The sequence below is a fragment of the Candidatus Tisiphia endosymbiont of Temnostethus pusillus genome (genome assembly GCF_964264675.1).
Lineage (GTDB): Bacteria > Pseudomonadota > Alphaproteobacteria > Rickettsiales > Rickettsiaceae > Tisiphia.
The window spans coordinates 862,814-875,754 of the sequence record NZ_OZ183472.1; the positions used below are offsets into that span (position 1 = coordinate 862,814).

The 12,941-nt window shown below is 33.0% G+C and carries 12 protein-coding genes; 6 read left to right on the forward strand and 6 right to left on the reverse strand.

Annotation, left to right across the window (positions count from 1 at the left end; translation table 11 throughout):
- The first annotated feature begins 162 nt into the window (after positions 1-162).
- From ACFEL2_RS04145 to ACFEL2_RS04155, 3 genes are all read left to right on the forward strand, one after another.
- Entirely contained in the window at positions 163-438 is a 276-nt protein-coding gene (locus ACFEL2_RS04145) for an HU family DNA-binding protein (protein ID WP_341752038.1), read from the forward strand.
- Between the two features lie 468 nt (positions 439-906).
- The gene (locus tag ACFEL2_RS04150) at positions 907-1,707 is read left to right on the forward strand and encodes a DNA polymerase III subunit delta' (RefSeq protein ID WP_341752037.1); all 801 of its coding nucleotides are present in this window, start codon (positions 907-909) and stop codon (positions 1,705-1,707) included.
- A gap of 300 nt (positions 1,708-2,007) precedes the next feature.
- Positions 2,008-3,957 carry a hypothetical protein gene (locus ACFEL2_RS04155; protein ID WP_375332316.1) on the forward strand — a complete coding sequence of 650 codons (1,950 nt, stop codon included), beginning with the start codon at positions 2,008-2,010 and terminating at the stop codon, positions 3,955-3,957.
- Positions 3,958-4,031: 74 nt separating this feature from the next.
- Here ACFEL2_RS04155 and ACFEL2_RS04160 read toward each other — a convergent pair whose 3' ends face one another.
- Positions 4,032-4,412: a DNA cytosine methyltransferase gene (locus ACFEL2_RS04160; protein ID WP_375332317.1), complete on the reverse strand. Its 381-nt coding sequence runs from the start codon at positions 4,410-4,412 to the stop codon at positions 4,032-4,034.
- Positions 4,413-5,038: 626 nt separating this feature from the next.
- On the opposite strand from ACFEL2_RS04160, the gene ACFEL2_RS04170 reads away from it, so the two are divergent.
- The 3 genes from ACFEL2_RS04170 to cysQ are packed head-to-tail and all read left to right on the forward strand — an operon-like array spanning position 5,039 to position 7,524.
- Positions 5,039-5,935, forward strand: coding sequence for a DUF2608 domain-containing protein (locus ACFEL2_RS04170; protein ID WP_375332318.1), 897 nt, complete (start codon positions 5,039-5,041; stop codon positions 5,933-5,935).
- The gene (locus ACFEL2_RS04175; RefSeq protein ID WP_375332319.1) at positions 5,919-6,752 is read left to right on the forward strand and encodes a DUF2608 domain-containing protein; all 834 of its coding nucleotides are present in this window, start codon (positions 5,919-5,921) and stop codon (positions 6,750-6,752) included. Before ACFEL2_RS04170 ends, ACFEL2_RS04175 begins: the two co-directional genes overlap by 17 nt.
- 10 nt (positions 6,753-6,762) lie before the next feature.
- A complete protein-coding gene (cysQ, locus tag ACFEL2_RS04180; RefSeq protein ID WP_375332320.1) occupies positions 6,763-7,524 on the forward strand; it encodes a 3'(2'),5'-bisphosphate nucleotidase CysQ in 762 nt (253 codons plus the stop codon).
- Between the two features lie 251 nt (positions 7,525-7,775).
- Here the strand turns inward: cysQ and ACFEL2_RS04185 are convergent, their stop codons facing one another.
- From ACFEL2_RS04185 to ssb, 5 genes are all read right to left on the reverse strand, one after another.
- Complete coding sequence (locus ACFEL2_RS04185; protein ID WP_341752031.1) at positions 7,776-8,324, reverse strand: GNAT family N-acetyltransferase; 549 nt, start codon at positions 8,322-8,324, stop codon at positions 7,776-7,778.
- On the reverse strand, positions 8,317-9,024 hold the full coding sequence (gene queC, locus ACFEL2_RS04190) for a 7-cyano-7-deazaguanine synthase QueC (RefSeq protein ID WP_375332321.1): 708 nt from the start codon (positions 9,022-9,024) through the stop codon (positions 8,317-8,319). Before queC ends, ACFEL2_RS04185 begins: the two co-directional genes overlap by 8 nt.
- Before the next feature lie 52 nt (positions 9,025-9,076).
- Positions 9,077-10,003 carry an alpha/beta hydrolase gene (locus ACFEL2_RS04195; protein ID WP_375332322.1) on the reverse strand — a complete coding sequence of 309 codons (927 nt, stop codon included), beginning with the start codon at positions 10,001-10,003 and terminating at the stop codon, positions 9,077-9,079.
- A 428-nt stretch (positions 10,004-10,431) separates the two neighbouring features.
- A complete protein-coding gene (locus ACFEL2_RS04200) occupies positions 10,432-12,186 on the reverse strand; it encodes a leucine-rich repeat domain-containing protein (RefSeq protein ID WP_375332323.1) in 1,755 nt (584 codons plus the stop codon).
- A 211-nt stretch (positions 12,187-12,397) separates the two neighbouring features.
- Positions 12,398-12,841 (reverse strand): single-stranded DNA-binding protein, encoded by a 444-nt coding sequence (gene ssb / locus ACFEL2_RS04205; protein WP_342260249.1) that lies wholly within the window; start codon positions 12,839-12,841, stop codon positions 12,398-12,400.
- Positions 12,842-12,941: the final 100 nt, after the last annotated feature.

Consider the following 12,941-nt stretch of genomic DNA (forward strand, 5'->3'; position numbering starts at 1 on the left):
GCTTTGAAGAATTGTTTTTTTAATATCAAGGACGAACGTAACAACGTATCTTATGTACGCACCGCTTGTTCTTCATTTTCAAATCCAATTCTCTAAATCATTTGAGTATACTAAATACATTAATGTCTGAAATGTTAACAATTTATTTGGAGAGTTGAGCATATGAATAAAGGAGAATTAGTAGCATTAATGGCTGAAGCAGGTCATTCAAAAAGTGATGCAGAAAAGGCCCTTACTTGGGTTGTAGACAGTGTACTTAAAGCACTTAGTCGTGGTGAGGACGTTAACCTAGTGGGGTTTGGTTCTTTCCATATACAAAGTAGAGCTGCACGTGAAGGTCGTAATCCAAAAACTGGTGAGAAAATGCATATTGCTGCCTATAAACAACCAGTCTTTAGAGCCGGTAAGAAAATGAAGGAAGCTTGTAATAATTCGTAAGTTCGTATTTTACTTAGAACCTGCTTCTGTAAAATATTATAGTTTTTACCAAGGGTGCAAGTTTAAGTAACCTGAGTTCAATACAACAAAGCTAGTGTCATCCCTGCCTACGTAGGGATTGCCATCGCTTTTGCCATACAAGTATCATTACTTACGTTGGCATTTCTGCCCCACAACTGTCGAAAGTCGAAAGTAGAGCGGGTTTTAGGCAGGGCAGTTTAAAAGTTGTATATGGTCAACGTCATTGCGAGAAGACCGTAGGTCGACGAAGCGATCCATAAAAGTAACCAAAAATGGATTGCTTCGTCGGCTTATACCTCCTCGCAATGACCTTGGTTATTTTTCTGTAACTTTTAAACTGCCATTATGACTTCTAAAACCGCTTCCTCTTCTAACTTTCGATAGATGTGGTTTCTGACCCATGTTGGCAAAGCCTAGAAACCTATTTTTTATTATACCATTAGCAGAATGATCAAAGAATATCTTGAATGTAGATTCAAACAGGCTAGGCTTTATAATAGTTGGCTGATTGATGTTGATGATACCGCAAAAGCTTTAGAAGATTTGCTTATATTTATAGAAAGCAGTTTGATTGTAGATAAAATTCAATTAATAAATCATCCAGATTATCGTTTAGTAGCTAGGGATAATTCTGTGACGAGCAGTGTCAAAGACATATCTATTGACCAAATTAGAGATTTACAGCAATTTTTTTATAGAACATCATCAATATCTAAATATAGAGTAGCTGTTATTTATCAAGCAGATTTAATGAATCTCAATGCAGCAAATTCCTGTCTTAAGCTTTTAGAAGATACGCCAAAGGATAGTTTTATTTTCTTGATTACCTCAAGGGCTGCCGGAATAATAAGTACTATAAGATCTAGATGTGCTAAAATTAACATAAAATCACAAAATCGCTTAGTGGGAAGCGATATATATGTTAAATTTACGACGTACATTGCTAACTATGCAAATCCTAAAGTGAAGTTAGATCTTATCGAAGAATTTACCAGTAAAAACAAGGAATTATGGGGAGATTTTGCTTGTAGCATGCTATATCTAGTTAATAGAATTACTAAAAAATCTCTCAATATCAATATTGAATTCAATGAATTAGAGAATAAAATATTTAATCAATTGCGTTCTAATTCCCCTGATTATTTGATAACAAAATTTGCAAATATCAAACGAATAATAAATAATACCATAGATTATGACCTAGATCTAAGGGTTAATACCATAGCATTAATAGAAGAGTTATGGTAATTTTGTCGTCAAAATTTGCTTCCGTTCTTATTCAGGATCACTAGTATGTCATTCCCGCTTTGGTGAGGAATCTAAAAAAATAGCCTATAGTAAGCTACTTTTGCAGGGGGTGATGACATCCTTAATAGTTAATACTACTACAATGCCAACTCTTGATTGTGGCTTTGAAACTGCCCTGAGAAGCAGAAGATATATTTTTATCTTGCATTGTTTGAATAAGTATGTTATAATCCGTCGCAATCGTAATATCCGTTTGATACGGAGGTAAGTTTTTTTAATTTTATAGAAAAATATAAGAACATGTCCCAAGATATTTTAACAGTAAATACAGTTACACTTGTTCAGGAAGCTTTTCCTTTAACAAAGGAAGTAGATAACACAGAATCTTCAAGCGAATTAGGTGTATCTAAAACGCCACAACAAGTGGATGATATTATTAGTAAGCTGAGGGAAAATAGTCTGCATGTTTTTGAGAAATATTTACGTAAAGAGTTTTTTAGCACAGTAGCTGGCAATCAAGGTGAAGTTGATATAACAAAGGATATTTTTCAGATAATGTGTCACTCATTATTATATAATGAGCAGAAAGGTGCACTAAGTCTATTTATGACGATAAAAGATATAAAGAAAAGACTTGATGAAATAGAGACAACATCAGAGGGTGCAAAAAAAATTAATAAGTTTAAAGAGGAAATTGAGCAATATAGAGCAGATGTAATTAAAAAATTATCAACTAATGAAGGAATCGCAGATATTGTTACTGGACGTTTACAAGATGATCTTGTTAGTATGATAGTTTTAAGAGACTCGAATGAAGAGGCTAGATTTAGTACAAAAGATATTGCTTCGGAAGTTACGAAATATATAACAATCCCTGATAAAGTGCAAACTTATATGTTAAAAAATGGTTATGGTGTGTCTCCATCTTTTAAGACAGTCATTAATAGAACCGGACTTAAGCATTTTGCAGTAGAAATAAACCAAGGCAAAAAGGGGGGAGAGTGGGGTTATTTTGATCAGGAGAAGTTCACTTCAAAGAATATTCATAAATTTGCTGATTCTGTGAATAGTATTGTTACCTCTATGGAAATAATATTATTATCAATTCAGAAGTTAAAAATAACCAAAACAACACAAAGTAAAAAACTGATAGCTAAATTATTGCCAGTATTAGCTGATTTTAATGATACATATTTAGAGAACAATAAGGATAAAATTGTAGTACAACTTACTGCAAATCTTACTAGGAAGTATAGTAAATGGGTCGATACTTCTACTAAAAAGTTAGAAAAGATATCTAAAGGAATAACTGAATCATATAATAAGGAAAAAGGGATTTATATTAAAGAAGAAAATACGGATTCTATAGATATTAATGATGAGTCAAGTGATATATCAATAACTTTCCTTGAAGCAATGGAGTCTCAAGATGAAGACCATATTACAGATATTGATGAGCCAATAAATCAACTAGATTATGATATAGAACAGCAACCTGTGCCTACTGAGATATTTCATGTAGTAGAAAATTATGAAGAAACAATAGAAGAAGAAAAGATAGAGTCTATTACTGATGTTGAGGAGCTAAAAAATATAACAATAACTTATCCTGAAACAAGAGAGTTTCAAATGGACATAGCTACTGATCAATTAAGTTGTGATGTAGAAGCGGTAGAACAACATGATGTAGAACAGCAATCTAGCCCTATGCAAGAATCCCTAACTGAGTTTCAAGATTGTAATGATCAACAAGAAAAAACTAGCTCTATTAATATAGCAAGCGATAATCTTGATAATACAGAGGTAACAGTTTTAAATGAACAACATACTGTTGATAGTAATCAATCTGATATATCACCAAATGATAGAGGTTGTGATGTAGCTACAGAAGCATCTTATATAAATAGTACGGAAGCTACTACTACAGTGATTGATAGCACTAAATCTGAGATTGAGTCTTTAGAAGCTAATAATACAGAATTAGTAGAAAGCCCCATGGTTATAAGTCACATGTCTAGTTGGAATATATGGGCTATGTGGACTGCAGTTAAATCATATGTTAGTAGTACATTACATGAAATTAGTGATACCGTACTAACTTCTATAAAGCAGTGGGATCATCATCACTATGGAAGTTATGACTTAGGTCATCCTTATAAAAGTCATGGTCTAGGAGAAGAGGCAAGCCTAATAGGGGAGAATCCAGCCTTATTAGAAAGTGTAAAATATTTCAGCAATCTTGTAATTTAAAGACTATATAGCTAACTGTAGTTACTACACAGTAGCTGTCATTCTAAGCAATGGCGGGAATCTAAAAAAATAGCCTAAAAGACTATTAAACATTTTGAAACCCCAGCTATACTAAATGGTTGACACGGGAATCCTGCACATAAAATATCGTGAGGGGGTACATTTTGTTCGTGTACTTGTGTTATATAGTCAATTGATGAGAAGTTGGTGACGTCGTCACTCGTCGCTCGCCTATTACATATAGGCGTCGCTCCATCGCTCCTAGCACCAAATCCTCCTGAATTGACTATATCACCATCAATTTTATGATCACAGCTAAAATTAGCTCTATATGTTTTTAATGCCGATGTATCAATCTCGCTAGTGTAAACGCAGTTACCACCAACAGACTCAAATGATCTTCTTACACCACCAATCCCAGCAAATAAGTCAATAAAAGTAAAGTTATTATACATAAACCTCATTATAATGCAATTAACCACAATATTACAAATATATTCAATAGATATTTTTCGAAATTCTACTTCTGCTGGTAATTTATTTGTGCTACCGGTACTCTGCTTCTCACGTGCATCATAGTCCGCTGCGGGCTGAGGTTTCGTGGTTTCTTTAAATTCCTCAGCATAAGCAAGTTTGCTAAAGATATCTATTATTCATAGATATCTCAAGCGTATTTTTTGAAACATCTATTCCCATAAATATCTTGCTTTTTTTAGTCATTTGCTTTACCTATAATTAGTGGTTGTTTTGCAAAGTTTTGATACATGATTATAAATTTGATCTCTAAAGGATTCTGCTACCGTTCGTATCATACTTTGTGATTCAAGGGAGGAGGTCATCAAGATACCTTCGGTCTTTAAGGACCTATCTAATTTAAACTGTGTCATTCCTTCCTGACCATATTAACTCCATAAAGAGCTAATATTCAAGATACAATCCAAAAAATAACCTGCAAAGGTCGTTAGATAATATGGATTCCTCTACCTACGCGGGAATGACATTGAGTTAGATTACCTGCGTATGACATAAAACGATGTAGACCAACTACTTTTGTTATAAACAAAAAATAAGAGCAATTTCTATGCTAATTAGAAAAATTAAATTTAAAACATATAAACTCCTCTCTTACATAATACTGCTACTACCTTTAATAGCAAATGGTAAGATTATTGATGTTAATAGTTTAGACCAAATAAATAAGGACTACGAAGAATTATGCAATAATTATTCCCCTAAAGATATCTTAGTGGTCTTGGGTAGAGAAAAAGTTATATTCAAATCATTTTTCCCCCCAATTATCCAATTGAATAAAAATGAATTATCTAAGCTACATGAAATATTCAAAGCAGTTAGACCCTCAAAGGATGCTTATTTTGATACAATACTGCTTACAGAGTATAAAAATGAGTTATTAGATGTCAATTTGCCTAATTTTATAAAGAATATAATGGATAAAGGTAGCCCCGTAATTGTGAGTGATCATGGTTTAACTGGTAACTTTAACAATATAAAGAAGCTAGAAATATGGGAGGCTGAGTATTTAGAGAAATTTAATATTGATTTGTCCAATAGTTTTCCACAACATAATTATCTTATTTTTAATAATATGAAGCCTTTTGATAATACTTATCCGACGTTTTATCAGGGTATATTGAGTAGTAATAATAATGCTTCATTTCAGTTGATATTAAATTTTTTAATAGAAGTGAAGTTTATGCCAAAAGTTTTAATAATGGTTGATGGAAATTCCAGTGAGTTGACTGCAATGGAAAGTCAACTAAGAAATTATGACGATAATGTGATGTTTATTGGCTATAATTATAAATTATCTGACCAAAAAGAATCAATATTCAATTCTCGTGATTTAAAAAAATCACTTAATGAATTGGTTAATAAGGTAAATGCAGTAAAGAGAAGCAATGACAAAATCAAAGTTAAGAATCAAGAGAGTGTAAATCCATATGATAATAAAAAATAACTTTTTATTAAAATTATTATTAATTTTTATCATGTTACCACATACAGGTTATGCAATAATTATTCCCACTTATTCTATAGATTCTGTTACGGTAAAAAATTTACTTGAAAAAATTGATGCATCTAGCTTAGTGCTAATCAATATTGATGATACAATAGTTACGCCTAAGTCTAAGATGTTTCGTTATGCTAATCCTTATAGAGGGTTTGTTGAAGAGCTGGCAAGTTTGGCAAAATATCATCCTAATGTGGATGAGATAATTGCTAAGTTGCTATTGCAAAGACAAGTTATGTTAGTAGAAGCTAGTTGGCCAAAATTTATCGATAAATTGAAAAGTTCAGGGGCTTTGGTTTTTGGGTTTACTAAAATTAACCCAGCATGTAGACTGATTAAAAATTATGAGGAATGGCAATATGAGCAGCTAAGTAGACTCGGTATTAAATTTACTGATAAAATTAATAATAAAGAAATATTAAAATTTGATGAAACTGATAAAAGGTCACCAATTTTTTATAAAGGTATAATATTTACCGACTATCTAAATAAAGCTCAGGCACTACGTGAGTTTATGAGTATCACAAATATTTTACCTAATAATATTATAATCTTTGAGAATAAAAAAAGTGAATTAGATAACATAGATAATTTTCTAAGAACAATTGATCTAGATTGTTATGGGGTAGAATATTTAGCCGTTACAGAATTACAAGGTACTCCACAGGAGGATATAGTGAAATTTCAACAGGAAATATTATTAAAAACAGGAAAGTGGTTAGAAGATGATGAGGCTAAACAATTTATAACAAATAGCAAATGATAAATAACAAATGATGCTTAATTTAATTAAGTCTTTAAAAAGTTTAATTACTGAAGCTGGTGGGATTGCTTTAATTAGAAGAGATTTAGGGTTAATAGTTTCTTATAAAGATGATAATTCTCCCGTGACAAATGCTGATAAGGAAATTAGTAGCTTTATATATAATGGTTTAAAGGATCTAGCACCTAATATTCCTGTAGTTTGTGAAGAAAGAGATATAATTGCTCTGAATGACAATCAATTTTGGTTGATTGATCCGATTGATGGTACAAAAAGTTATATAAAAGGTGAGGATACGTATACAGTAAATATTGCATTGATAAAAAATAGTATGCCTATTATTGGTTTTATCTATCAACCATCTGTGCAGAAATTATATTATACAGATGCTAATAATGCTTTAAGAATTGAACAAAATGGCGTAGAAACAAACTTCGATGCCTTACCTAAAACTCATTATAGGGCTGTTGTTAGCTCACGTTCGTCAAATTCAGATATCAAGGAATTCCTAAAGAAACATCTAATTACTGAAATAGTTACTATACCAAGTTCAATTAAATTATGTTTAGTAGCAGAAGGGAAGGCGGATATTTATCCTAAGTTTGGTCCAACTATGGAATGGGATATTGCAGCGGGACATGCGTTAATTAAAGCTAGTGGTGGAAATATTGTGGATATAGATGGAAATGAATTAGTTTATCAAAAGAAGAACTTCCAAAATCCTCATTTCTATGCTTATAGTCGATATTTCCCTATCTTTACTTCGTTTTGATATTGATTTATAATCTCAAGTATTGATGTAATAAATTAATAGTAGGCTCAAGTAATCATCGCCATTAGGGGTGATGTCACCCCTACGTAGGCAGGGGGCTAAAATAACTCAACACAAGCTATCTTGGTCATTTTTCTAGATTCCTGCTTACGCAGGAATGACATAACGCTTGCAAGGACGACACCGTAGGCTATTAAACCGATGTCTTACATCAAACTGATTTGTTTTAGGTTGAAAATCTTTACAGAAATCTAAAGCACTCTAGCGTAAATATAATAATCCCTATGTACTCCTTGAACAATTTCATATTTCTTAAGCAAACCCTCTTTGACAAAATTACATCGTTCTAAAACATTAATTGAACGTATATTGTCATTTATTACAGTAGCTTGGGTTCGAACAATACCAGCATATTCTATAAATCTTAAAATAGCTTTGATTGATTTTAGCATAATTCCTTTACCCCAAAATGCAGGATCAAGATCGTAGCTTATTTCTGCTTTGAGGTGCATTGTAGAAACAGTATTAAACCCAGCCGTACCTATAAGTTTATTATTATCTTTAAGGGAAATACCCCAGTAAAACCCTCTTTGGTGATGAAATAAGCTAGACCAATATTTTAGTTCATCAGCAGCTTGTGGAATAGTTGATGGAATGTTGTTATCTGTCAAGAAAGGACTCATCTCTAATTTATTCATATAACCAAAATAGTCTTCTGAATCATCACTAGTTAATTCTCTCAGTACTATGTTGTCTAGGTCTAACATAGGAAATTGATGATATATAAAACTATTAAGCATGTGTAGAAGCGAATTTACTTTTATAATTAATCGGGTCAATTGTATTATTTTCTTCAAAGGCCTTAAGTCTAAGTAAGCAGGCATGACATGTTCCACAAGATAACCCATTATCTAATGGATCATAGCAAGAAATTGTTTTAGAGTAATCTACTCCTAATTCTAGACCAGTTTTGATAATTTGCCCTTTTGTCATATTTATTAAGGGAGCATGAATGGTAATTCGTGTACCCAATACTCCTACCGCAGTTGCAAGATTAGCAAGCTTCTCAAAAGCGTCTAGGTACTCTGGACGGCAATCTGGGTAATTAGCATAATCAGTTGCGTGTACCCCCATAAAAATATCAAAGGCTCCTATTATTTCACTAAATCCCAAAGCATAACTTAAAAATATAGTATTACGTGCTGGTACATAAGTGATTGGTATATTATCCCCTAAATCACTATGATCTTTATATTTTGGTACTTCTATGGCATCATCAGTAAGAGCTGATCCGCCAAAGCTACGTAAATCAATATTTACAATTTTATGTTGTTTAATATTATAGTTCTTAACTAACTCTTTAACTTTCTCAAGTTCAATATTATTATGTTGAGAATAGTTAAAACTTATGGCATGAATTTCGTAATTCATTTTTTCTATAATTGCTAGTACTGTAGCTGAATCTGCACCGCCACTAACTAAAACTACTGCCTTCTGCATAGAAATCTCCTATAAGTAAGCTTAATTCTTATATCGAATTGGCTTTGTTATTTTACGTCCCAATTTTCTTGTTATACCCACAGGTAAGATTAATTTTTAGCACATCCTGCCATACATTATCCCAACCTTTGGTATGAGTAATATTAGGGAAAATCTTTTGCTGTATACAATCTGAAGAACTAGCTTTTACATAGCCATGCATAATTTTACTCGGCACTATTTTATCCTTGCTTCCCGAAATATGCAATTGCGGAATATTGCTAATTTTTATTGCATAATCTATGGGATTTAACGACTTCTTTAATGCATATATTCCATGATGTTTACTGAAATTCTCAATATCAAGATTACCGGCTATAGTTATTATATCCTTAATATGCTTATTTCTTGCTGCCACCAAGATAGCAACTCCACCACCACCAGAAAAACCAACCAAACTAGCTGGATTACCATTATTTATACTATTTATTACTATATTTGTTGATTCTATCACCTCTTCAGCCATTCTTTTGTCTGTCCAATAGGCTTGATTACAGTTGGGATTAAGCTCCACTGGTGTATATTGGCATGGACGAGCTATATAAACTATATTAGGTCTAGCATCAAGGGTAGCAAGCTTAAATAACATAACCTTAGAAGGAGTTGGATTGTCTGCAATGGCATAGTGTCCTATACTAATACTCCCATCACCTTCAATATAAAATACGTAAGGACTATCTTTATCCGAAACACGTTGGTAAGTTGTAATAACAAAATCCCCTGCCTTAACAAGTTTCTTCTCAAACTTGTTTATTGAAGCTACCTTTTCTGCTTCCTTAACCCTTGTCTCTATAGACGAAGCACAAGAAGAAAGCAGAAGAGGGATAAAAAGTAGAGCAATTCTAGGCTTAGTGACTATGTTAACAAGATTAGCCACAGACAAACTTAGTCCATAAAAAGCATTTGTGCAGATTGATGTAACATCAAAAAATGTTAACATTTTCTTTATATCCTTTACTCAGGGTAATTTAAAGGTCACAATTAATAGTTGTTATAAATGTAACCTCAACCACCATCGATGTCCACAGCTGTCGAAAGTTAGAAGAGGAAGCTGTTTTAGGCAGGGAAATGTCATTGCGAGAAGACCGAAGGTCGACGAAGCAATCCATAAAAGCAACCATCAAGTGGATTGCTTCGTTCGGGCTTCACGCCTTCTCGCAATGACGGAGTTGCAACAGCACGATGTTTATTTGGATCGCCACGCCACTTCGTGGCTCGCGATGACGGTTGTTCGTTCTTATAACCTAGCACTAATAAGTGCTATAATAGTTGTTATAGATATAAACTCAACCACCATCGATGCCCATATTAAGCACTTTTTCCTTTCTCTATTAGGCCTGCAACCCTACTTTTAAATTACCCTGCTTACTATCCCTCTAAAACGTTTCCTACTACTTCAACATGATCAACAAGAGGAAGAATTTCCCATTCTGCTCCAACAAGTTTAAGGGGAGCATCATTAATGTCATCTTCACCTCTTGTCCAGTATGGACCAAGTTGTACTCTACAACTAGGCGGTAATAGTTTGACTATTTCCGATAGTTGTTTACTAGTATAAACAGAAGAGAATAAATCAACCATAGTAAGGGTTTCTCTATGTTTTTCAACTACTTCTTTAAATTGATCAGGACTTATGTCATTGCAATAAGCAATAGTAAAATCCTCGAGTTTATTAAGCCCGTCAGCTATTCTTTTTGCTCCTATATTAGTTATGTAATTGGATGACGCATACAAAGCTAAAAGATCAGGAAGCCCGTCAACTATTTCAGCTACTCCTTTATCAGTTATACGATTGTTTTCCACATTAAGCCCTTCAAGCTTAGGAAGCTTAACTATTTCTGTTATTTCTTTATTACCAATGCCACAGAAACCTAGATTGAGCTCAGTAAGCTCAGTAAGCTCAGATATTTTCTTCACCATTTCAAGAGTTAAAGGATTGTTTTCAAGATTAAGAACTGAAAGCTTAGGAAGCCCTTTAACTATTATTTCTATTATTTTTTTATCATCAATGCCACAGAAACCTAGATTGAGCCCAGTAAGATTAGTAAGGTTAGATATTTCCTTCACCATTTCAAGAGTTAAGCGATTGTTTGCAAGACCAAGAACTGAAAGATTAGGAAGCCCTTTGACTATTATTTCTATTATTTTTTTATCAATGCCACAGCAACCTAGATTGAGCCCAGTAAGATTAGTAAGGTTAGATATTTCCTTCGCCATTTCAAGAGTTAAGGGAGTCTTTTCAAGACCAAGAACTAAAAGATTAGGAAGCTTAACTATTTCTCTTATTTTTTCATTATCAATGCCACAGCAACCTAGATTGAGCCCAGTAAGATTAGTAAGCTTAGATATTTTCTCCACCATTTTAAGAGGTAAGGGATTCTTTTCAAGATCAAGAAGAGTAATATCACGATTACCTATTGCATCCATTAGTGACTGAAAACCATTAAGCTTAGAAAGCTCAGAAAGCTCAGATATTTTCTTCACCATTTCAGGGCTTAAGGTTGCAAGATTATTAAGAGCAGTAATAATATTACTCTTATTTATTGCATCCTTTAGTGACTGAAAATCATTAAGCTTAGAAAGCTCAGATATTTCCTCCACCATTTCAGGGCTTAATAAGATATTGTTTTCAAGATTAAGAGCAATAATATCATTTATTGCATCCTTTAGTAACTGAAAATCATTAAGCTTAGAAAGCTCAAATATTTCCTCCACCATTTCAGGGCTTAAGATATTGTTTTCAAGATTAAGAGCAATAATATCATTTATTGCCTCCTTTAGTGACTGAAAATCATTAAGCTTAGAAAGCTCAGATATTTCCTCCACCATTTCAGAGCGTAAGATATTGTTTTGATTAAGAGCAATAATATCATTTATTACACCCTTTAGTAACTGAAGATTACGTATGTCTATCTCATCAATACCCCAGTTAGCTGCCTTAAATCCCTTAATACCTCGGGTAGTTCTTATTATAAATTCAACTAACTGTTCTATATCAAATATGTCTTCAAAATATCTGATCCCCCCTTCCCAACCGGAGAATTTGTTACCCTTTTTATTTAAATTTAGCACTCCATCTTTTAAATATAGAGAAAAAGCTTTTATCTTTTTTGTTGATGGCATAATCATTACTCTATTAAAATTGTTACTACACTAAAAATGATACTATTCAATTATATCACTCATCTTACGCATGGCATTTAAAACCCATAGAGAAAGCAGCTTGGAGTCATTGCGAGGAGATACTTTAGTGGCGAAGAAGCAATCCTAATGGATTTGGATTGCCAACAACCACTATGTGATTTTGCAATGACGTTGTGCGTAAGGTGGTCAGTTAGAAAGGTATTTCATCATCTAGATCACTATGGTCAAAATTAGTAACCATATTTTTTGGTGCAACAGAATCTAGTGCTTGAGTACCCCCCCCTTTAGAATCCAACAATATAAATTGTGAGTTAAAATTCTGCAGCACTATTTCTGTTGTATATTTTTCGTGCCCAAGGTTATCCACCCATTTTCTAGTTTGTAAATTACCTTCCAAGTAAACTTTAGTTCCTTTTTTGGCATAATTCTTTACAACAGATACCAACCCCTCATTAAATATTACTACTCTATGCCATTCAGTTTTTTCCTTCTTTTCTCCAGTAGCACGATCTTTCCACGTCTCAGAAGTAGCAACACTAAAGCTTGCTATCTCTTTACCATCAGCCGTGTGCCTGATTTCTGGATCACGTCCTAAATTACCTATTAATATTGCTTTATTTAAACTACCAGCCACAAATCATTACCTAACTTATTTAAAACTTTATTATTGCAATAGTAATTCAAAACAACTTATAATGCTACAAGTTTTTTGACAGTTCCTTAAAAATTTATAA

Excerpts from the sequence above, each read along its gene's own strand:
- ACFEL2_RS04145 (WP_341752038.1), top strand. The coding sequence starts at position 163 with ATGAATAAAGGAGAATTAGTAGCATTAATGGCTGAAGCAGGTCATTCA.
- ACFEL2_RS04150 (WP_341752037.1), top strand. The coding sequence starts at position 907 with ATGATCAAAGAATATCTTGAATGTAGATTCAAACAGGCTAGGCTTTAT.
- ACFEL2_RS04155 (WP_375332316.1), top strand. The coding sequence starts at position 2,008 with ATGTCCCAAGATATTTTAACAGTAAATACAGTTACACTTGTTCAGGAA.
- ACFEL2_RS04160 (WP_375332317.1), bottom strand. The coding sequence starts at position 4,412 with ATGTATAATAACTTTACTTTTATTGACTTATTTGCTGGGATTGGTGGT.
- ACFEL2_RS04170 (WP_375332318.1), top strand. The coding sequence starts at position 5,039 with ATGCTAATTAGAAAAATTAAATTTAAAACATATAAACTCCTCTCTTAC.
- ACFEL2_RS04175 (WP_375332319.1), top strand. The coding sequence starts at position 5,919 with ATGATAATAAAAAATAACTTTTTATTAAAATTATTATTAATTTTTATC.
- cysQ (WP_375332320.1), top strand. The coding sequence starts at position 6,763 with ATGATGCTTAATTTAATTAAGTCTTTAAAAAGTTTAATTACTGAAGCT.
- ACFEL2_RS04185 (WP_341752031.1), bottom strand. The coding sequence starts at position 8,324 with ATGCTTAATAGTTTTATATATCATCAATTTCCTATGTTAGACCTAGAC.
- queC (WP_375332321.1), bottom strand. The coding sequence starts at position 9,024 with ATGCAGAAGGCAGTAGTTTTAGTTAGTGGCGGTGCAGATTCAGCTACA.
- ACFEL2_RS04195 (WP_375332322.1), bottom strand. The coding sequence starts at position 10,003 with ATGTTAACATTTTTTGATGTTACATCAATCTGCACAAATGCTTTTTAT.
- ACFEL2_RS04200 (WP_375332323.1), bottom strand. The coding sequence starts at position 12,186 with ATGCCATCAACAAAAAAGATAAAAGCTTTTTCTCTATATTTAAAAGAT.